Genomic DNA, 20,938 nt, shown 5'->3' on the forward strand with positions numbered 1-20,938 from the left:
CGGGGGAAGGTGGCGGCAGCCGGAAGGGGGTGTTCCGGAGCGCATTCCCGCACTCCCCCACACCCGCAATCTGTTCGACCCCACCGACACCCCCGCCCCACCCCGCCTCGCCCACCCCGGCCACGACTGCGTCGTCATCGACACCGGCCACGTCCGCCGGCGCGACCTCGCGCTCGAACTGCCGCCCGTGCCGCTCGATGCGGTGATGTCGAACGACACCTGGGAACTCGTCTACAACCGCCTCGCCGAGCTGGTGCAGGCACATCGCACCACGCTGATCTTCGTCAACACCCGGCGCATGGCCGAACGCGCCTGCCGCCACCTTGCCGAACGCCTCGGCAAGGACGTCGTCGCCGCGCACCACGGCAGCCTCGCGAAGGAGCTGCGCCTCGATGCCGAGCAGCGCCTCAAGGCAGGCGCGCTGCGCGTGCTCGTGGCCACCGCGTCGCTGGAACTGGGCATCGACATCGGCGATATCGACCTCGTCTGCCAGCTCGGCTCGCCCCGCTCCATTGCCGCGTTCCTGCAGCGCGTCGGCCGTGCCGGGCACGCCGTCGGCGCCACGCCGAAAGGCCGGCTGTTCCCGCAGTCGCGCGATGAGCTGGTCGAATGCGCCGCCCTGCTCGACTGCGTGCGCCGCGGCGAACTCGATGCGCTGATCCTGCCGCCGCAGCCGCTCGACGTGCTCTCGCAGCAGATCGTGGCCGAAGTGGCCTGCCGCGAATGGAGCGAGGATGCGCTGTACGCGCTCGTGCGGCGCGCGTACCCCTACCGCGACCTCGCCCGCGCCGATTTCGATGCCGTGGTGCGCATGCTCGCCGAGGGCTTCACCAACCGCCGCGGCACGCATGTTGCGCACGTGCATCGCGACGCCGTGCAGCGCGTGCTGCGCGAGCGCCGCGGCGCGCGCCTCACCGCGCTCAGCGCCGGTGGCACCATTCCCGACACCGCCGACTACGCCGTGGTGCTCGAACCGCAGGCCCAGACCGTCGGCAGCGTGCACGAGGATTTCGCGGTCGAAAGCCTCGCCGGCGACGTGTTCCAGCTCGGCAATACTTCGTACCGCATCCTGCGCGTGGAGCGCGACAAGCTGCGCGTCGAGGACGCGCAGGGCGCCGCGCCGACGATTCCGTTCTGGATCGGCGAAGCGCCAGGGCGCAGCCGCGAACTCTCGCTCGGCGTGTCGCGATTGCGCGAGACGCTGGCCGAATTCTTCACCGGCGCATCGGCGGAGAACGCCGACATCGCCACCGTCGTCGGCAACGCGACGCACTGGCTGCAGACCGAGGTGGGTCTCGACGAATCGGCCGCGCGCCAACTCGCCGACTACCTCGCGCAGGCGCAGATCGCCCTCGGCCTGCTGCCGACGCAGCAGGTGCTCGCGATGGAGCGTTTCTTCGACGAATCCGGCGGCACCCAGCTCATCATCCACAGTCCGTACGGCAGCCGCCTCAACCGCGCCTGGGGCCTGGCGCTGCGCAAGCGGTTCTGCCGCAGCTTCAACTTCGAGCTGCAGGCGGCGGCGACGGAAGACGCGATCGTGCTGTCGCTCTCCACCAGCCACAGTTTTCCGCTCGAGGACGTGGCGAAATTCCTGCACTCCAATACTGCGAAAGACGTGCTGGTGCAGGCCCTGCTCGATGCGCCGCTGTTCGGCGTGCGCTGGCGCTGGAACGCGGTCACCGCGCTTGCGCTGCCGCGCTTTTCCGGCGGCAAGAAGGTGGCGCCGCAGCTGCAGCGGATGAAGAGCGAGGATTTGCTCGCCACGGTGTTCCCCGACCAGGTCGCGTGCCTGGAGAACATCGTCGGCGAACGTCAGATTCCGGACCATCCGCTCGTCGCACAGACCCTGTACGACTGCCTGCACGAAGCAATGGATGTCGAGGGTTTCCTCGCACTGTTGCGCGGGCTGGAATCGGGCGTCATCCGGATCGCGGCACGCGACCTCACCGCGCCGTCGCCGCTTGCGGCCGAAGTGCTCGGCGCGCGGCCGTATGCGTTTCTCGACGATGCTCCGCTCGAGGAACGCCGCACACAGGCAGTGCAGAGCCGGCGCTGGAGCGATGTGCAGCAGGCCGAGGATCTGGGCAGGCTCGACGGCGACGCGATCGATGCGGTGCGCGTGGAGGCCTGGCCGGAGGCGCGCAATGTCGACGAGATGCACGAGGCGCTTTACGGCATCGGGTTCCTGACGCAGGCGGATGTCGAGAGCAATCGCGGCTGGGCGGCGTGGCTCGATACGCTCGCGACGCAGCGGCGGGCGACGCGGCTGGTGTTGCCGCAGTCCGACAGCCGACGGGTGGCATCGCTTGCGGCGGCGATCACATCGGAGGGAACGCCCGAGGGTAGTACGACGTGCCGGACCCGGGTCGAACTGGTCGGTTCAGGCGATCCCGAACCCTCATCCGGCGCTGCGCGCCACCTTCTCCCGGGGGGAGAAGGGCAAGCGGGCGCCGGCGTACCGGACGGCAGGCAAGCGAGCGCCTGCTCCCGCGACATTCGCGAAGTCGCGCTAGCCCCTCTCCCCCCGGGAGAGGGGTTGGGGAGAGGGTCCGGGACAACCGCGACGCGCCAATGCGAGTCCGACCCGTCAAGTCGAACTACCGCAAAAGCGTCTTCCGCTGACGCTGACGCTGCCGATGCAAATGCCGATGCAGATGCAGATGCAGATGCCGCCCAGCAACCCATCTGGATCACCGCCGAACGCCTGCCGCAATTCCACGTCGTCTTCGGCACCGACATCGCGCTCGATCCCGCCATCGCCGCCCCGCCCGACTACGCCGCCGTCGCGTGGACACGCGAGGACGCCCTGCGCGAACTGCTGCGCGCGCGCCTCAGCGGCCTCGGTCCGCGCACCGTCGCCGAAATTGCGGCTTCGCTGCACCTGCCCGCATCGGACATCGACCTCGCGCTGCTCGCACTCGAAGGCGAGGGCTACGTCATGCGCGGTCACTTCACGCCCGGCGGCAGTGCGCTCGAATGGTGCGAACGCCACCTGCTCGCGCGCATCCACCGCTACACGCTCGGTCGGCTGCGGCGCGAGATCGAGCCGGTGGAGCCGCGCGACTTCATGCGCTTCCTGTTCGACTGGCAGCGCGTGTCGCCCGATGCGAAGGTCACCGGGCCCGATGCGCTCGCCAGCGTGCTGGGCCAGCTCGAAGGATTCGAGGCGCCCGCGGCCGCGTGGGAAAGCGAGATCCTGCCGGCACGCGTGAACGATTATTCGATCTCGTGGCTCGACGACCTGTGCCTCGCCGGGCGCGTGGCGTGGGCACGGGTGCAGGCCGGCGCGCCGCCGAGCGGCGAAAAACGCGGCCGCCACGCCGGGCCGGTGCGTTCCACGCCGATCGCGCTGCTCTCGCGCCGCAACCGCGCCGCGTGGTCGGCGCTCGGCGCAACGCCCGCAGCGGACGACCTTGCGCTGACGTCGCGCGCGCAACGCGTGGCGGACTGGCTCAAGCAACACGGCGCCTCGTTTTTCGACGAACTGCTCTCGGGCGTCGGCCTGCTGCGTGCCGAACTCGAGGACGCACTGGCCGAACTCGTCGCGCGCGGCGTGGTGGTGTCGGACAGTTTCAGCGGCCTGCGCGCGCTGCTGGTGCCGGCGTCGAAACGGCAAACGGCGTACGGACGGCGCGGCCGACGCGTGGCGTTGTTCGGCATCGAGGACGCGGGCCGCTGGACGCTGGCACGACGCCAGTCGCAGGCGGACGACGCGGACACGCCGCCGGCTGCGGCACCGTCCCGATCCGCGCGCGGCGCGTCTGCGCGAGGCAGGACAGCCCCTGCGAAAGCCAGCGCGGGCGCGGACACCGTCGAACTCGTCGTCCGCACCCTGCTGCGCCGCTACGGCGTGCTGTGTTTCCGCCTGCTCGAACGCGAAGCCGGCTGGCTGCCGCCGTGGCGCGACATGCAGCGCGTGCTGCACCGGCTCGAAGCACGCGGCGAGCTGCGCGGCGGGCGTTTCATCGCCGGACTCAGCGGCGAGCAGTTCGCGCTGCCGGACGCGATCCCGCTGCTGCGCAAGGCGCGTGCGCGCCCGGACGACGGCACGCTCGTGAGCCTGTCCGGCGCCGACCCGCTCAATCTCGTCGGAAGCGTGCTGCCCGGCGGCAAGGTACCGCGCCTGACCGGTGCGCGCGTGATCTACCGCGACGGCATTCCCGTGGCCACGCGCATCGGCGACAGCGTCGAACTACTGGTGGCACTGACACCGGACGCGGAGCGGCAGGTGCGTCGCACGCTGCGCGGAGAACACACGCTGTCCGCGCATGCGCCGTTCGAACAGGTGCACGACGACGGCCTGCCGATCGTCGGAGCCCTACCCTCTTGACGGGGGAAGGGTCGGGGCGGCTTTTGTCTTGCACAGGCGCAACGGCATCTCGCTCGCGGCAACGATGGCATTGCATGCCTGCCAGGCTCGCCGCCCGTGCGCGGCGAGTCGGGTCAGGCGTCGGACGCGTCTTCGTCCGACGCCTGCAACACCCGCGGCGCGGGATACACACGCCCGGGCCGCAGCGGCCGGAAACACTCGGCATTGCGATAAAACGCCTCGTCGTCCGTGCCCGCATGCCAGCCCGGGATGCCCGAGAGCGGCAGCGGGCGCAGTTCCTGCGGATCGACGAACACCACGCCGCGTGCTGTGGCCTCCGCCACCGCGAGGCTGGCACGTTGCATCGCACGCGGGCGGGTGTCGACGCGAAGCTCGTCGCGCCCCGATGCACCGGCGATGTCCAGCACCGCGATGCACTTGGCCGTGATCAGTTGCCCGGGCGTCAGCGCATGCTCCAGCAGCGCGTGACCGAACACGATCACGTCGATGCGTCCGTCAAACCACGCGGCCCGTTCGCGCCAGAACAGTCCGTGCCAGTCGTGCGCGTCCCACAGCGGCAGCAGCGCCGCATCGCGCAGCACCACGATCGCGCCGCCTTCGTCGAAATGCGTCAGCGCGCACTGTGCCCGGCTGCGCTGCGCGGGTCCGACCTGCGCGATCTCCGCGACCTGGCGCCGGTTCAGTGCGCGCTTCAGCGACGGGTGTTCGATCCACACCAGTGCGTTGAGCAGATCGTGCCAGTTGTCTGGCCGCGTCGCGATGTGCCCACGCCGCGCAATGCGAAGCTCGTAGTGTTCGCCATCGGACAGCAGCGCCGCGTCCTGCGCGACGACCCGTTCGGCCGCACCGTCGGCGGCAAGCGCGCAATTGAGCGCATCGAGCGACGGCCACGCGACGCCATCGAGCCACGCGCGGTGCGCCGCGAAGCCGGCAAACACGGGATGATCGAACACACCGGGCGCCACCGCACCGCGCGCCGGCGCGACGTAGCGCCGCTTCGCCATCAGTCCTCGTCGTCGACGAGGTTCACGCGGCCGTAGAGATCGTGTTCGTCGCTGCCGAGGATGTGCACGTCGACGAACTGGCCGGGCTTCAGGCCCGCCTCGGCACCGTCCTGGATCTGCACGCAGCCGTCGATCTCGGGCGCGTCCGCGCGCGAGCGGCCGATGGCGAGTTCGCCGTCGACCACGTCGATCAGCACCTGCTGCACCGTGCCGACCTTGCGTTCGAGCTTCTCGGCGCTGATCTGCGCCTGCAGCGCCATGAAGCGTGCGAGACGCTCCTGCTTCACGTCCTCGGGCACCGGATCGGGCAAGGCGTTGGCCTGCGCACCGTCCACCGGCGAATACGCGAACGCACCGACGCGGTCGAGTTCGGCCTGGTCGAGGAAATCGAGCAGTGCCTCGAATTCGGCGTCCGTCTCGCCGGGAAAGCCGACGATGAAGGTGCTGCGGATGGTGATGTCCGGACACATTTCACGCCAGCGCAGGATGCGTTCGAGCGTCTTGTCGACCGCACCGGGGCGTTTCATCAGTTTCAGGATGCGCGGGCTGGCGTGCTGGAACGGGATGTCGAGGTACGGCAGCACGCGGCCTTCGGCCATCAGCGGAATCACGTTGTCGACGTGCGGATACGGATAGACGTAGTGCAGGCGCGACCACACGCCGAGCTCGCCGAGGCCTTCGCACAGCGCCTTCATGCGGGTTTCGTACTGCCTGCCGTTCCACTCGCGCGGCGCGTATTTCACGTCGACACCGTAGGCACTGGTGTCCTGCGAGACGACGAGCAGTTCCTTCACGCCGTTGCGCACGAGTTTTTCCGCCTCGCGCAGCACCTCGTCGACCGGACGCGAGACCAGGTCGCCGCGCATCGACGGGATGATGCAGAAGCTGCAACGATGGTTGCAGCCTTCGGAAATCTTCAGGTACGCGTAGTGCTTCGGCGTGAGCTTGATGCCGATATCGTCGGCGCCGGTGCGGCGCGGGATCAGATCGACGAAAGGATCGTGTTTTGGCGGCAGCGCGAGGTGCACCGCGCTCATCACGCTGGCGTAGTCCTGCGGGCCGCTGATCGAAAGCACGTTGGGATGCGCGGCGCGGATCTGCTCCGGCCGCTTGCCGAGACAGCCGGTGACGATGACCTTGCCGTTTTCCGCAAGCGCCTCGCCGATGGCATCGAGCGATTCGGTGACGGCCGAATCGATGAAGCCGCAGGTGTTGACGACCACCACGTCGGCGGCGTCGTAGCTCGGCACGATGTCGTAGCCCTCGACGCGCAGCTGGGTCAGGATGCGCTCCGAATCGACCAGCGCCTTGGGACAGCCGAGGCTGACGAAACCGACCTTGCGGCCAACGCCCGGCGCGGGCGTGGCGGGTGAAGCGTCGGCGGAACGGGAGCTGGCGGACATGCAGGCGGCTTGGCTGGCGCGGAACCGGCCATTATACGCGTACGGCGGGGACGTGCCCGGAAGACCGGAGCTGGGCGCGCAGGGCGTGGAAATGGATGTGGCCCACAGCTTGCGCGGGCGCGAACACGTTACTGCAACCTCCACGGTCGTATCCATTGCTCCCCCGTCATCTCTGCACGTCGCCCCCCGTCGTCCCGGCGAAAGCCGGGACCCAGTGGCGTTTCCCGGTTTACCAACGCTCCCGAATCCGGCGTCGAAACGAGCCACGTCACTGGGTCCCGGCTTTCGCCGGGACGACGGGATGAGAGGGTCCGCACGTCGGGCCGCTCCGGATTGCGGTGAGCCGCATCGCAAAGCATTGTGGAGTCGTGCGCATGCGCCCGAAACACTCCGCACGATGGCGGAGCGTCGAACCGTGACGCTTCACGCCCGCAGCAGGTATCGTTCCGGCATCGCTTCACCGGAGACCGCCGATGCCCGCCATCACGCTTCACTCCAGCGCCGGTCCGCTGTCGGCGTGGCGCGCCGATCCCGCAGGTCAGGCGCGCGGCGCCGTCGTCGTGGTGCAGGAAATCTTCGGCGTGAACGGTCACATCCGCGACGTGACGCAGCGCTTCGCGGACGCGGGCTACCGCGCCATCGCGCCGGCCCTGTTCGATCCGGTGGAGCCCGATGTCGAACTCGACTACACCGCGGATGGCGTGGCACGCGGGCGCGAACTGGTCGCCAAGCTCGGCATGGACCGCGCCGTCGCAGGCGTGCGCGCGGCCTTCGATGCGCTCGGCGGCGGCAACGACGTGGCCGCGGTGGGCTTCTGCTGGGGCGGCTCGGTGGCCTTTCTCGCCAACACGCGGCTCGGCCTTGCGTCGGCGAGCTACTACGGCGCGCGCACCGTGGCTTACCTGCACGAAATTCCGCGGCGGCCGCTGCTGCTGCATTTCGGCGGGAACGACACCTCAATCCCGCCGGACGACATCCGGAAACACCGCGATGCCCTGCCCACCGCCCAGGTGCATGTCTACGACGCCGGACACGGCTTCAACTGCGATCGCCGCGCCGATTTCGATGCGGCGGCATCCGCGCTCGCGTGGCAATGCACGCTGACCTTCCTCGACGCGGCGCTGCGATGACGCACGACGACGCGACCCTGCACCCGCAGCTGGCACAGGACACGACGCCGGTGCTGACGCTGCCGCTGTGCGCGGTGCTGCTGTCCAACGACGCGGGGTATCCGTGGCTGGTGCTGGTGCCGCGTGTGCCCGATGCACGCGAGCTGGTGGATCTGGACGAGGCGCAGCAGCAACAGCTCATGCGCGAGATCGCACAGGCCTCGCGCGTGCTGCAGCGCGTGTTCGCGCCGCACAAGATCAACGTGGCCGCGCTCGGCAACATGGTGCCGCAGCTGCATGTGCACGTGATCGCACGCCACACGCACGACGCCGCGTGGCCCGCGCCGGTGTGGGGCCGCGTCCCGGCCCGCGCCTACGCGCCGGGCGCGCAGGCCGAGCGCATCGCGCTGCTGCGCGCCGCGTTCGCCGACGCATGAACCTCCCCACACCGACGATCGAGCGCCTCGGCGACGCAGCCCTGCTGCTGCGCCTGGGCGACGGTATCGATGCGCAGGTCAACGCGCACGTGCATGCACTGGCGCGGCACATCCTCGCGGCACGGCCGGCATGGCTCGTCGACCTGGTGCCGGCATACGCCACGCTCGGCGTCTTCGTCGACGTGGCCGCGTTCGACGCCGCCGCCGATCCGCTCGACGCGGCACGCGACTGGCTGCTGGCGCGCCTCGCAACATCGCCGAACACCGATGCGACCGCAGCCACGCGCACGGTCGAACTGCACGTCGACTACGGCGGCGACGACGGGCCGGATCTCGACGATGTCGCGGCGCACGCCGGCCTGTCGCCGGACGAGGTCGTGCGCCGCCATGCCGCGGGCGAGTACCGCGTGGCGATGCTCGGATTCGCACCGGGATTCCCGTATCTGCTGGGTCTGGACCCGGCGCTCGCGACGCCGCGCCTGACCACGCCGCGCGAATCGGTGCCGGCCGGCAGCGTCGCGATCGGCGGCGCGCAGACCGGGCTGTATCCGCAGGCAGGTCCCGGCGGCTGGCGTCTGATCGGTCGCACCGATGCGGTGCTGTTCGATCCGCAGCACGCACCACCGACCGCGCTGCAACCGGGCGACCGTGTGCGGTTCGTCGCGCGACGGCGCACGCCATGAGCGCGCAGGTGCAACGCGGCGGCACGTGCAGCACGCTGCAGGATGCCGGTCGCACCGGCCTGCGCCACCTCGGCGTCGGCCGCGGCGGCGCACTCGACGCGTATTCGCACGCGATCGCCAACCTGCTGGTCGGCAACGCGCCGGACGCCACCGTGCTGGAAGTGACGCTGCGCGGACCGTGCCTGCGCTTCGAGCGCGCCGCGCGCATCGCGCTGTGCGGCGCGCCGTTCGATGCGCAGGTCGATGGCGTGGCGCTGCCGGCGTGGTGCAGCGCGCGTGTGCCGGCCGGCGCCACGCTCGACATCGGCGCCTGCCGCGTCGGCATGCGTGCGTGCCTGGCCGTGGCCGGCGGCTTCGACGCACCGATCGTGCTCGGCAGCACCGGCACCGACCTGCGCGCCGGTTTCGGCGGCCTCGAAGGCCGCGCGCTGCGCCCCGGCGACACGCTGCACTGGCACGGCACGCCCGACGTGGCGAGCTTCGAACTCGAACGCGGCTGGATCGACTGGACGCCCGATCTCGTCTTCGCCGATGCGATGCAGGTGCGCGTGCTGCCGGGGCGCGACGCCCTCGCGGCACCGGACGCGCTGGTCGACACCGCATGGCGCGTGGCCAGCGCCAGCAACCGCCAGGGCCTGCGGCTCGACGGCGAGGCGCTGGCGCTCGCGACACCGCGCGAATCGGTGTCCGAACCGGTGGCCCCCGGCACCGTGCAGCTGCCGCCGGACGGGCGCCCGATCGTGCTGCTGGCCGACGCGCAGACCGTCGGCGGCTATCCGCGCATCGGCCATGTCTGCAGCGCCGACCTGCCGCGGCTGGCGCAGGCGCGCCCCGGCACGCTGCTGCATTTCGTGCGCATCGATGCATCCGCCGCGGCCGCGGCCGAACGCGAACAGCGCCAGCGGCTGGCGCGCATCGCGCTCGCCATCGCGCAGCGCGACGCGCATGCGCCACGCTGACGCTCACCGCGGGTCCACGTCCACTACCATCGCGCTGTCACCCTGCCCGCCACCGTCCTCGTGTCGACCTCCGTCCCATCCGCTGCCTCCATCGATTTCAACTGCGACCTCGGCGAAGGCGTCGGCGACGACGCCGCGCTGATGCCGCACATCAGCTCGGCCAGCATCGCCTGCGGCTGGCACGCGGGCGACGCGCAGACGATGCGCCGCACGGTGGCGCTGTGCATCGCGCACGGCGTCGCCATCGGCGCGCATCCGTCGCTGGCCGATCGCGAGCATTTCGGCCGCCGCGCGCTCCCCACCACGCCGGACGAGGCGTACGCGCTGACGCTGTACCAGGTCGGCGCACTGAGCGCCTTCGTGCACGCGGCCGGTGCGCGCCTGCACCACGTCAAGCCGCACGGCGCGCTCTACACCATGGCCGCGCGCGATGCGGCGCTCGCCGACGCCATCGCCCGCGCCGTGCGCGATGTCGACCCGCGCCTGCTGCTGTACGGCCTTGCCGGCAGCGCGCTGTGCGCCGCGGGCGAGCGCCTCGGCCTGCGCGTGGCGCAGGAAGCCTTCGCCGAGCGTCGCTACGAACGCGACGGCAACCTCGTCGCGCGCAGCGAGCCGGACGCGGTGATCCACGACGTGGACCTCGCCGCGCAACAGGTGGCGTCGATGCTGCGCGCACGTTGCGTCACCGCGCGCAGCGGCGAACAGGTGCCGCTGCGTGCGGACACCATCTGCCTGCACGGCGATCGCCCCGATGCACCGCAATTCGCCGCCGCGCTGCGCGGCGCCATCGAAGGCGCGGGTTTCCGCATCGCGCCGCCGGGGGCGCACGCTTGAACGCGTGGCCGCTGATCGGCGTGGCGCTGGTGGTGCTGGGCTTCGCGCTGCGGCTCAATCCGGCGATGGTGGTGGTCGCTGCCGGCGTCGTGACGGGCCTCGTGGCCGGCAAGTCGCCGCTCGCGGTGCTGGAACTGCTCGGCGAGGCGTTCGTGAAGAACCGCTACCTCGCGCTGTTCCTGCTGACGCTGCCCGTCATCGGCCTGCTGGAGCGGCACGGCCTGAAGGAACACGCGCAGCGCTGGGTCGCGGGCCTGCGCGCGGCCACCACGGGCCGCCTGCTGGTGGCCTATCTCGCGTTGCGGCAGCTCGCCGCAACGCTCGGCCTCACCGCGCTCGGCGGCCACCCGCAAACGGTGCGCCCGCTGCTCGCGCCGATGGCCGAAGGCGCGGCGCAGGCCGCGTTGGCGCGCGATCGCCGCGACACGGCCGACGCGCCCGATTCGACAACCGATGCAACGCCCGAAGCGTTGCCCGATGCCATGAGCCAGCGCATCCGCGCGATGTCGGCGGCCACCGACAACGTCGGCCTGTTCTTCGGCGAGGACATCTTCATCGCGTTCGGCGCCGTGCTGCTGATGCAGGCCTTCTACGCCGACCACGGCATCGTGCTCGAACCGCTGCAGATCGCGCTGTGGGCCATTCCGACCGCGCTGTGCGCGTTCGCGATCCACGCCGCGCGCCTGCTGCGCTTCGACCGTCAGCTGCAACGCGAACTGCATGCGCTCGCCCGCACACCGCCGGAGCCGCGCGCATGATCTCGCTGCAATACGTGTACTGGCTGCTCGGCGGCTATCTCGCGTGGCTCGCGCTGCTCGGCCTGCGCGATCGCGGCAACCCGCGGCGCTGGAGCACCGGCGGCTTCTGGGCGCTGGTGAGCCTGGTGCTGCTGGTGGGCGAGCACCTGCCGAGCGCGCTGGTGGGTGCCATCGTCATTGCGCTCGCGCTGCTGGCGGGCCTCGGCGGCGTGCGGCTCGGGCGCTACCGCGAAGCGACGCCCGCGCAGAAAACCGCCGAGGCGCGCCGCCTCGGCAACCGACTGTTCCTGCCGGCGCTGCTGATTCCCGCCATCACCATCGCCATCGTGCTCGGCCAGAGCTATCTGTGGGGCGCGTACGCCACGCCGTTCGATCCGCAACACCTCACGCTCGTCGCGCTCGCGATAGCGTGCGTGATCGCGGTGCTCGCGGCCTGCGCACTCACGCGCCAGACACCGGGCGAAGCGGTGGAACAATCGCGCCGCCTGCTCGATGCCATCGGCTGGGCCGCGATCCTGCCGCTGCTGCTGGCCACGCTCGGCAGCGTGTTCGCCGCCAGCGGCGTCGGCGAGGCCGTGGCCGCGCTCGTGACCGCCGGCATCCCGGTCGACAACCGCTTCGTCGTGGTGCTGGCGTACGCCCTCGGCATGGCCGGCTTCACCATGATCATGGGCAACGGCTTCGCCGCGTTCCCGGTGATGACGGCCGGCATCGGTCTGCCGCTGCTGGTGCAGCTGCACGGCGCCGACCCCGCACCGCTCGCCGCCATCGGCATGCTCTGCGGCTACTGCGGCACGCTGATGACCCCGATGGCCGCCAACTTCAACCTGGTGCCGGCGGCGCTGCTGGAGCTGAAGGACCCCTACGCCGTGATCCGCGCCCAGGTCGGCACCGCACTGCCGCTGCTCGGCGCCAACGTGCTGCTGATGTACTTCCTCGTGTTCCGCTGAAGGCGACGACGATGCCCCGCTCCGCCCCGTGCGTGCTGCTGACCGGATTCGAACCGTTCGGCGGCGACAGCATCAATCCCGCGATGGACGTGGTGCGGGAACTCGCCGGCGAACGCATCGCCGGCCATCGCATCGAACCGGCCACGCTGCCGGTGACGTTCGACGGCGCGCACGCCGCGCTCGTGGCCGCGATCGAACGCGTGTCTCCGGCGCTGGTGGTGTGCGTCGGCCAGGCCGGCGGCCGCGCCCGCATCTCGCTCGAACGCGTGGCGCTGAACCTCGTCGACGCACGCATCGCCGACAACGCCGGCGCGCAGCCGATCGACGTGCCCGTGATCACCGGCGCACCCGACGCCTACTTCACCACCCTGCCGGTGAAAGCCATGCTGCAGGCGATGACCGCCGCCGGCGTCCCGGCCGAACTCTCGCTGACCGCCGGCACCTACGTCTGCAACGCCGCATTTTTCGCCCTTCGCCACACCCTGCAGACCCGCTGGCCCAGCGTGCGCGGCGGCTTCATCCACATCCCCTGGCTCCCCGAACAGGCCGCCCGCGTCCCGGACGCGCCGTGCCTGGCGCTGGAGACGATGAGCAAGGGCATCGGCATCGGCATCGAAGCGGCGCTGCAGCACCGCGAAGACATTTCAGCGGTGGGCGGGACGGTGTGCTGACATCGGCTCCGAAGACCCGCGCGTCGATTCGGTGTGACCAGACAGAAGCACACCGCGATCGGCAACGGCCAAGCGGGCAACGTCGAGGTGGTATCCCTTGAACCAAACACTCGCCGAGAGAGCCGGCGATCCATGCCTTCGACCTGAATGTGTCGCCCGTTGCCGGCCATTGACACAACGAAACGTCACTTGTACAAATATACGTACAATGGGAGAACCCTGTGGACGCAATTACCTACAGCACCGCACGAGCCAAGCTGGCCGACACCATGGACCGTGTCTGCAATGATCATGAGCCCGTCATCATCACCCGCAATGGCCAGCAGGCCGTCGTGATGATGGCGCTCGACGACTACAAGGCGCTCGAGGAAACCTCCTACCTTCTGCGTAGCCCCAGGAACGCGCAGCGTCTTCTGGAAAGCATTGCAGCGCTTCAATCGGGGAAGGGCAAGGAGCGGAGCCTGGCCAAGTGAAGCTAGTCTTCTCGGAGCAAGCCTGGGAAGACTACGTGTACTGGCAGAAAGTCGACAAGAAGCTGGTGCAGCGCATCAACGACCTGGTCAAGGAAATCACCAGGACACCGCACACAGGAACCGGCAAGCCGGAGCCGCTGAAGCATGCGTTGTCAGGTTACTGGTCGCGGCGCATCAATGACGAGCATCGCATCGTCTACAAAATAGCCGATGGCTCGTTGTTTATCGCGCAGCTGCGATACCACTATTGACCACGGATCGTATGGACCGATGACCGCAGATTCGTGCCTGCTGTGCGCACATAATTAGGTTCGCGGCCCATTGAGGACTTCTGCAACCGCCGCTGCGAGGGCACTCGGCTCGAGGCCGCCAGAAATGAACGAAGCCCCGAAGAACTCCAATGTATCGCACGGGTCGTCGCCCTCCACCTGGGTGTAGAGCGCACAGAGGGTCGCGCGCGTGCGAAGGACCTCCGGACTTGTCGAGAGGTCCCGGCCCTCGATGGAACGCCACAGCGTGACTCGCGCACGCTCCTCTAAGCTCGGGTCGCTGCGCCCAGATGCGATCGATTCGGCGATTGTCAGCGCGTCGCGAGCCGCAGGCGGCAGGTTCGCCCGAACTCGTGCAAGGGCCGCGAGCATGAGACCTTGTACGAACCCGCAGCCATCCGATCTTCGGAGTGCGAGCAAGTTGAACGCCGGCTCCAAGAGCCGCTCAGCGGTGGAATTCAAGAGCGAACCTAACTCCTTGAATTAAGCCGCGCCGAAGGCGTCGGCTTGAATGATTTAATTAGGCCACGCGAACTCGGCGAAATGATCACTCGTAGGTCTCCGAGGGGTAAGGAGCGACCGCGCACCGACCGGCATTGCAGACAACTTCGCCGGGCGGCGGGCAATCAACCACAGGACCCCTATAACCCGAGCACAGCTTGTCGAGATCACGAGTCAAAGCCTTGGCGTGTATAGCAGCGACTGGGCCTCCGCAGCTCGAACATGCAAGAGGAATGCGAGTGCAGTCGGTATCGACGCGGCAGCCAAGATGCTCAGGCCGTATCGAAACTTGAGGATTGTCGGTGAACGCGCATGAGGCAAGCACAACTAGAACCAAAACGAGCGCAACCCGAGCCTTCAAACCATCTAAGACGTTCATTTACCGCCCAACACCTGAATTAAGCCGACCCGCGAAGCGGGTTCGGCTTGAATGAATTGTTAGATTTCACTGCCGAGAATCTTGCGGAACGCGGATTCGAGCTCTCCGAGTGCTGCCTGGTAGGGCCCATCCACTCGCTCAGAAATCTTGATCCACTCGTCGATTCCTCCATCAGGTTTCCGGTCAACGAGGAACAAGAAATGATTGAATATTTGAATTGTACTCCTATTGAGATCGTCGAGAAGTTGAGCGGCTGTCTTGGGGAGAAAAATCTGGTGCTTGGAGTAGTACGCGTAGTACGCATTCTGAGCATCCGCCGCGATTTTCCGACGACCCTCTCTTGAGAGTCCGCCAGCTGGTTCAAAGACCTTTGTATAGTCTTTGATGGCGTCGTGAGCTGCACGCAGGTTGGAGTAGGTTTGCGCAATGACCTCAGCTCGCTTTTCGTGTAGGCGGCTAAACGTTACCTGGTGTTCGGTCGCGCGCACGCTCAGTTCCGATCTCAGCTTTTCCAGCTCAACATCACTTTGTGCTTTGAGCTGGGCCTTGTGGCTTTCCAGTTTTTCATCGTACTCAGCTTTAATCGCATGCTTCAGGCGCTCAGAAATCCAAGCTCGGCCTAGCCAAAGCACGATACTTGCGAGCACTGTGCTTAAAGCCCCAGAGACCAAGACGTAAATCACGAAGTCCTGAAAATGTTTCATGTGAAAGCTAACACCGGAATTAAGGCGCGCCGCGAAGCGTCGTCGGCTTGAACGAATAGTTAGATGGCAGCATACGAACGGCGTCCCAAGCGCCTTGAGAAATGAAAATGACGATGTATGCCGAGCATCGAGGATATCATTGAGCCAAACGAGCGCACGGAAGGGGGTTAGACTACTGAGAAAGTATGAAATCCAGATTATCTATCGCCTCATTCAAGTACGACGCAGACCTAGTTCCACCACCGACGTCTCCAGTACGGTCAGCATGCTCTCGCCTCTCCAGCGCGACCCTCAGAAAGCGCCGATACGTCTTGGGATCAAACCCGTCAATCCCATGTTGAGTTTCTTCGTTAAGTCCGCCGGAGTTATGTGCAGCCACAAATACGACTGCGTGAAGATCTTCTTTTGTGATATTGCCCATGTCACTCCCCGATGAGCGCAAATTCTGAGTTTGGAACACAGTTTAACCTAAAGATCGCACTGACATTTAACACTTCAATTAAGGTGCGCCGTAGGCGACTGCTTGAATGAAAAGTTAGGCTTGGCGCGGCAGATCAAGCCTCTTAAATCGTCTCACTGCTTCGGCCATCGCTACATCATATTCAGGGCCACGCTTTTTGACCTTAATAAAATCAACAAGATCATCATTGCTCATCGAGCGTATTGCTTTTAACCTTTCGGGCGGAAGCCATGCCTCCTCGAAAACTCGATCTCTCGCTCTTTTGATTTTATCAAGCAGCGCCTCCGCCTCGGACCTCTCTTTCTCCCGCACTGATTCCAGTGCGATCCTTACTCTTTCAAATCTGCTCGCAGCTATTTTCTCGAGATCTGAGTTATTTGAGGTGGCGCGCCAGATCGCTAGTTCTTGGCGATCCTTTGTCCCGATCTCCTTATTTAACTCGTACCGAACTTCAAGGTTCTCAACGAGTATGGCGATATTGGCAACATAAGTGGCCGTTTCCAAATCATTAAATCGGCCGTAAGTTTTCCACCCGTGCTCAGTCTTGATGGACACACGATAGGTCTTGTGACCTGTGTCGGTATAAACGCAATTTCTTCCGCTAACCCAAGCTGAAGACTCATGCCTTCCGGCAAGCTCCCGATCACTTGATCGAGCAGAAATGTCAGGGCTAGTCTTCATCGTAGTGGCTCGTGCGATCAACCACCTGAGTTAAGCCGCCACGTCAGCGGTCGGCTTGAACGAAAAGTTGGACAGCAACCTACTGAGCGTTGAGGTAGGCATTTAGTGGAGGATCCTCAAGAACAATGTGATCTGTAATGTGGAAGACTTCTGCGAGCAAGGGATGAATAAGCGCCTCTGACCTATCGAGTGTGCGACCAATAGTCTTTGCGTCTCGCCATGGCGAGCATTCCGCGTCAATGGCTATGACCTCGCATCGAGATTCGGAGGCACGAAGCTCTAGTGCAAAAGCAACACGTTGCTCTGGTGTTGATTCCTCATCCCACGGACCGAGGCACACGGTAGCGAGGACCGAGCGCTTGGGATGATTGTCAGAGAATTGGGCATAGTAGATTGCATGCGCATCCCCGTCTTTGTAAACGAACCGGGTAAGCGAAGTTGTCTTTCCACCGCAACACTCGCATGGGCGTGACTCGTTTGGAGGTTCGAATTCGAAACTCAGCATTTGCTGTCCAACGCCGCGTTAAGCGGCCGCGGGCCGACAACGTAACAGGAAACATCGAAACCTCTCCCCGCGGTCCGCTTGAACGCATAATTAGCCGGCGGCCACGAATAGACACCTGCCTAGCGCCGGTCACGCTTGATTGAACGAACCGCTCTCTCAATGGCACTACGACGGCTCAAGCCAGGAATGCGTTGAAGCTCATGCCGAATGAGCGCCTCAGCCTGCTCTTTGCTCCCCAGGCACAGGACGACAAGCTCTTCTTCGAGCGACACGGCTGAACCGGCGCCATGCGCTGCTGTGCGCCAAAGAACCACCGCGATACCAAGACCGACCGCAAGCAAGAGCAGAACGTGCATCTGCTAGACCCGAGCGAGAAAGTGAAAGGACGAGCTCTTTGAAGACCGCGGAAACCCTTGACCCGACCGGCTAACACCTATTCGACACCACTAATGTGGTGCATAACGTCGCGGTGTAACACGGCTTCTGGCAGTAAATTTGCCTGTGAATCAGCGTCTTTGTCGTGATTGCACCCCCGCGCGTGGGGTGTAACGTCGGAGCATTTTTCGACTCTGGGAGACATGGATTGCATCGTTGCACTCGCGAGACGGCGGCGCAAGGGATGCGGAGCAAGCACTGAGGTTGGGACAGCGGGCGCGAAACACATGTGCGGCCAAGGCAGATCCAAATGCCTGGCGAGAAAATGCCCGGGTGACACGCCTCTGCGGCACCGCGGTCGCACTACCCGATCCAGCTAGTCGACCGCCTCGCCCACCAGCCGCCGCAGCGTGTCCTCGGCATCGTGCGGGACAATCGGCGTCTCCCAGTCTTCCATCAGGGTGATGTAGAGGAGTTTCTCGAATTCGGTGCGGAAGCGGCGGATGACGGCTTGCGGGCGGGGGACGGATTTTGCGTCGGTGATCAGGCCGAAATGGATCTGGTTGTTGTAGCTCAATATGCTGATGCCCATGCCGATGCAGCCGGTCTGCGGCACCCAGAACATCAGGTCGCTGATGCGGGCGCCGGCCAGATACAGCGGCATCTGCGGGCCGGGGACGTTTGTCGCGACGGCCGTGGCCTTGCGGCTGAAGAGATCGAGCGCGAAGCGTTGCACCGGCACCGGGGTCATGCCGAGTGCGGCGAGCACGCCGAAGGTCATGATGGCCTGGCGCGAGGATTTGATCTGGCGCATGTTTTCGGCAACGAGTTCCAGCCGCATCAGCGGGTTGGGTTCGCCGATCGGCAGGTCGAGGAAGACGAGGCCAAAGTGGTTGCCGAGTTTCTTCGCGTGTTCCAGCGGGCGCAGGTTCACCGGCACGGTGGCGCGGATGGTGAGGCCGTCGATGTCCTCGCCCATGTCGAGCAGGTACGAGCGCAGCGCGCCGGTGGCCGAGGCCAGCAGCACGTCGTTGACGGTGCAGCCGAGCGCCTTGCCGACGGCCTTCACCTCGTCCAGCGCCATCGGCGGGGCCCACGCGCAGCGTTTGCTGACGCCGAGCGGGGCCTTGAGCGGCGTGGGCGGGTCGTCGGAGAGGATCAGCGCCTGCGCCAGTTCGCGCGCGATTTCGCCGCCCTCCTTCGCCAGCATGCCGGCGAGGGTCGGGTCGCGGTACATCTCCATGCCCTTGCCGAACACCTTGCCGCCGAGTTTCACCGCGCGGTCGAGCTGGGCGCGCGCGGGGTCGAAGAACTTGCGCGAGACCTTTTCGCCATCGTGCTTGAGCCAGGCTTCCTTCAGCGCCGCACCTTTTTTCTGCACCGGGCTCACGTCGGTGAGCGACAGCAGCACCTGGATCAGCGCGATGCCGTCGGCATAGCAGTGGTGGATGCGCGACACGAGCGCGCTGCCGCCGTTGTAGTTTTCCACGAGGTGGAACTGCCACAGCGGCTTGGAATGATCGAGCGGGCTCGATGCGAGCTGGCTGACGAGGCGTTCGAGCTCGGTCTGGCTGGCGTCGCCGGGCAGCGCGGTGTGGCAGACGTGCCAGTCCAGGTCGAAATCGGCGTCGGTTTCCCAATACGCGGCGGAGCCGGTATCCACGGCCTTCTGGCGAAAGCGCCGGAAGGCGAGGAAGCGCTCGCCGATGAGCTTGCGCAGGGCCTTCAGATGCAGTCGCTCGGAAAACATGAGCACGCCGGTGATCATCATCGGGCTGGTGGGTTTTTCCATCCGCAGCCACGCGGTGTCGACCTTGGACATCGGCTCGCGCCGGCGGCGCGGCTTTTCCGGCCTGGGGTTGGATGACATCGCAGTGAACCGCCTCCCCGCGGTGACGCGCATGCCCGATGGTGCCCGGGCGCGGGCGAGAACGTCAACGCGCGGTCTTGATCCTGTCGTGTGCGGCGAGGGCCGCGTCGCGGCTCTGGGCCAGGTCGACGATCGGCTGCGCCGGATAGTCCGGTGCCAGGCGCGCGGCGTCGGCGTGCTCCCACGGCGCGAACACGGCGGCGTCCGGCAATGCGTCGAGCTCGGGCAGCCAGCGGCGCACGTAGCGGACATCGGGATCGAAGCGGCGTGCCTGCGTCACGGGATTGAAGATGCGGAAGTACGGCGCAGCGTCGGCGCCGGTGCCGGCGGTCCATTGCCAGCCTTGGGTGTTGTTGGCCAGATCCGCGTCGACCAGCGTGTCCCAGAACCAGCGTGCACCGTGGATCCAGTGCTGGCGCAGGTTCTTGGTGAGGAAACTCGCGGTGAGCATGCGCACGCGGTTGTGCATGAAGCCGGTGGCCCACAGCTCGCGCATGCCGGCATCGACGATGGGCACGCCGGTGCGGCCGCGGCACCAGGCTTCGAGCGCGTCGTTGTCGCGCGGCGCCCACGGAAAGTCGTCGAAGCGCGGGTTGAGGTTGGCGTCGGTGCTGGCGGGGAAGTGATACAGCAGGTGGTGCGAGAACTCGCGCCAGCCGAGTTCCTTGAGCCAGGTTTCGACATGCGGTTCGACGGCGGCCGGCCACGTGCGCCCCTGGATGGCGGCGACGAGCCGGCGCGGCGAGATCTCGCCGAAGTGCAGGTGCGGCGACAGGCGCGAGGTGCCGACGCGGTCCGGCAGGTCGCGCTGGGTTTTGTAGTGCGCGACGGCGTCGTCGAGAAACACCTCCAGCATTTCCGCGGCACCGGCCGCGCCCGGGCGCCAGTCCGCGAGCATCGGCCGATCCCAGCGCGGCCGCGGCGCGGGCAACAGCGCATCGACCGTCTCCGACGCGAGGTGCGGCACGGCCGGCAGGCGCGCGGGGGCGGCGGGCGGTGCGCCGTCGCGCAGCCGTGCCCGCGCGTTGCGCCAGAACGGCGTGAAGACCCGGTACGGCGTGCCCTGCCCCGTTTCGATCTCCCACGGTTCGAACAGCAGCGCGGCGTTGTGGCTGTGTGCGTCGATGCCGCGCTGCTTGAAATGCGTCTTGAGCGCGGCATCGCGCGCGATGACGGCCGGCTCGTACAGCCGGTTCCAGTACACCGCGCTGGCGCCGGTTTCCTCGATCAATGTCTCGAGCGCGCGCTCCGTGGGTCCGCGTCGCAGCACCAGCATCGACCCGCGTTCGCGCAGCGCCGCCGACAACGCCCGCAGCGAGGCCGCGAGCCAGGCCCGGCTCGCGGCGCCGGGCATCCACGGCGCCTCCTCGTCCGGCGCGTGCACGTAGACGGGCACGATGCGATGGCCGGCGTCGAGCGCGGCCTGCAGTGCGGGATTGTCGTCCAGGCGCAGGTCGCGCCGGAACCAGAGCAGGGCGGTGGTCATCGCGACGAATCTATCAGGCGCGACGGCACCGCGTCTGCCACGCATAACGCACCGCGCGTCGGCAATTCGCCACACGCACGCCGGGCCGCGTCAT

The 20,938-nt window shown here is 67.0% G+C and carries 16 protein-coding genes and 1 pseudogene; 11 read left to right on the forward strand and 6 right to left on the reverse strand.

From position 1 onward, the window contains the following. Nucleotides 1–127: 127 nt before the first annotated feature. A pseudogene (locus HNQ52_RS16985) lies at nucleotides 128–4,333 on the forward strand (Lhr family helicase); the annotation flags it as partial. A gap of 113 nt (nucleotides 4,334–4,446) precedes the next feature. Here the strand turns inward: HNQ52_RS16985 and HNQ52_RS01025 are convergent. Beyond that, nucleotides 4,447–5,337, reverse strand: a complete 891-nt coding sequence (locus tag HNQ52_RS01025; RefSeq protein WP_183958915.1) for a DUF3025 domain-containing protein — start codon at nucleotides 5,335–5,337, stop codon at nucleotides 4,447–4,449. Then, the gene (gene rimO / locus HNQ52_RS01030; protein WP_183958917.1) at nucleotides 5,337–6,740 is read right to left on the reverse strand and encodes a 30S ribosomal protein S12 methylthiotransferase RimO; all 1,404 of its coding nucleotides are present in this window, start codon (nucleotides 6,738–6,740) and stop codon (nucleotides 5,337–5,339) included. The genes HNQ52_RS01025 and rimO overlap by 1 nt, the downstream gene beginning before the upstream one ends. 473 nt (nucleotides 6,741–7,213) lie before the next feature. Here rimO and HNQ52_RS01035 point away from each other — a divergent pair, with 473 nt between their 5' ends. From HNQ52_RS01035 to HNQ52_RS01080, 10 genes are all read left to right on the forward strand, one after another. Next, entirely contained in the window at nucleotides 7,214–7,870 is a 657-nt protein-coding gene (locus HNQ52_RS01035; RefSeq protein WP_183958919.1) for a dienelactone hydrolase family protein, read from the forward strand. Next, nucleotides 7,867–8,286, forward strand: a complete 420-nt coding sequence (locus HNQ52_RS01040; protein WP_183958921.1) for an HIT domain-containing protein — start codon at nucleotides 7,867–7,869, stop codon at nucleotides 8,284–8,286. The genes HNQ52_RS01035 and HNQ52_RS01040 overlap by 4 nt, the downstream gene beginning before the upstream one ends. After that, the gene (gene pxpB, locus HNQ52_RS01045; protein WP_183958923.1) at nucleotides 8,283–8,969 is read left to right on the forward strand and encodes a 5-oxoprolinase subunit PxpB; all 687 of its coding nucleotides are present in this window, start codon (nucleotides 8,283–8,285) and stop codon (nucleotides 8,967–8,969) included. Before HNQ52_RS01040 ends, pxpB begins: the two co-directional genes overlap by 4 nt. Continuing rightward, on the forward strand, nucleotides 8,966–9,928 hold the full coding sequence (locus tag HNQ52_RS01050) for a 5-oxoprolinase subunit C family protein (protein WP_183958925.1): 963 nt from the start codon (nucleotides 8,966–8,968) through the stop codon (nucleotides 9,926–9,928). The genes pxpB and HNQ52_RS01050 overlap by 4 nt, the downstream gene beginning before the upstream one ends. Before the next feature lie 60 nt (nucleotides 9,929–9,988). Next, nucleotides 9,989–10,762, forward strand: a complete 774-nt coding sequence (locus HNQ52_RS01055; RefSeq protein WP_183958927.1) for a 5-oxoprolinase subunit PxpA — start codon at nucleotides 9,989–9,991, stop codon at nucleotides 10,760–10,762. Then, nucleotides 10,759–11,520 carry a DUF969 domain-containing protein gene (locus HNQ52_RS01060; RefSeq protein WP_183958929.1) on the forward strand — a complete coding sequence of 254 codons (762 nt, stop codon included), beginning with the start codon at nucleotides 10,759–10,761 and terminating at the stop codon, nucleotides 11,518–11,520. The genes HNQ52_RS01055 and HNQ52_RS01060 overlap by 4 nt, the downstream gene beginning before the upstream one ends. Further along, nucleotides 11,517–12,470: a DUF979 domain-containing protein gene (locus HNQ52_RS01065; RefSeq protein ID WP_183958931.1), complete on the forward strand. Its 954-nt coding sequence runs from the start codon at nucleotides 11,517–11,519 to the stop codon at nucleotides 12,468–12,470. Before HNQ52_RS01060 ends, HNQ52_RS01065 begins: the two co-directional genes overlap by 4 nt. Nucleotides 12,471–12,481: 11 nt before the next feature. After that, nucleotides 12,482–13,141 carry a pyroglutamyl-peptidase I gene (gene pcp, locus HNQ52_RS01070; RefSeq protein WP_183958933.1) on the forward strand — a complete coding sequence of 220 codons (660 nt, stop codon included), beginning with the start codon at nucleotides 12,482–12,484 and terminating at the stop codon, nucleotides 13,139–13,141. A gap of 221 nt (nucleotides 13,142–13,362) precedes the next feature. Beyond that, nucleotides 13,363–13,614: a type II toxin-antitoxin system prevent-host-death family antitoxin gene (locus tag HNQ52_RS01075; RefSeq protein WP_183958935.1), complete on the forward strand. Its 252-nt coding sequence runs from the start codon at nucleotides 13,363–13,365 to the stop codon at nucleotides 13,612–13,614. Further along, complete coding sequence (locus tag HNQ52_RS01080; RefSeq protein ID WP_183958937.1) at nucleotides 13,611–13,865, forward strand: Txe/YoeB family addiction module toxin; 255 nt, start codon at nucleotides 13,611–13,613, stop codon at nucleotides 13,863–13,865. Before HNQ52_RS01075 ends, HNQ52_RS01080 begins: the two co-directional genes overlap by 4 nt. A 957-nt stretch (nucleotides 13,866–14,822) precedes the next feature. Here HNQ52_RS01080 and HNQ52_RS01085 read toward each other — a convergent pair. The 4 genes from HNQ52_RS01085 to HNQ52_RS01100 all read right to left on the reverse strand — a co-directional run bounded on the left by HNQ52_RS01085 (nucleotide 14,823) and on the right by HNQ52_RS01100 (nucleotide 20,844). Next, on the reverse strand, nucleotides 14,823–15,467 hold the full coding sequence (locus HNQ52_RS01085) for a hypothetical protein (RefSeq protein ID WP_183958939.1): 645 nt from the start codon (nucleotides 15,465–15,467) through the stop codon (nucleotides 14,823–14,825). A gap of 535 nt (nucleotides 15,468–16,002) precedes the next feature. Beyond that, entirely contained in the window at nucleotides 16,003–16,608 is a 606-nt protein-coding gene (locus HNQ52_RS01090; protein ID WP_221281870.1) for a hypothetical protein, read from the reverse strand. Between the two features lie 1,256 nt (nucleotides 16,609–17,864). After that, a complete protein-coding gene (locus tag HNQ52_RS01095) occupies nucleotides 17,865–19,310 on the reverse strand; it encodes a WS/DGAT/MGAT family O-acyltransferase (RefSeq protein ID WP_246387455.1) in 1,446 nt (481 codons plus the stop codon). A gap of 112 nt (nucleotides 19,311–19,422) precedes the next feature. Then, on the reverse strand, nucleotides 19,423–20,844 hold the full coding sequence (locus HNQ52_RS01100; RefSeq protein WP_183958944.1) for a cryptochrome/photolyase family protein: 1,422 nt from the start codon (nucleotides 20,842–20,844) through the stop codon (nucleotides 19,423–19,425). Nucleotides 20,845–20,938: the final 94 nt, after the last annotated feature.

It is taken from the genome of Chiayiivirga flava (genome assembly GCF_014202825.1).
Lineage (GTDB): Bacteria > Pseudomonadota > Gammaproteobacteria > Xanthomonadales > Xanthomonadaceae > Chiayiivirga > Chiayiivirga flava.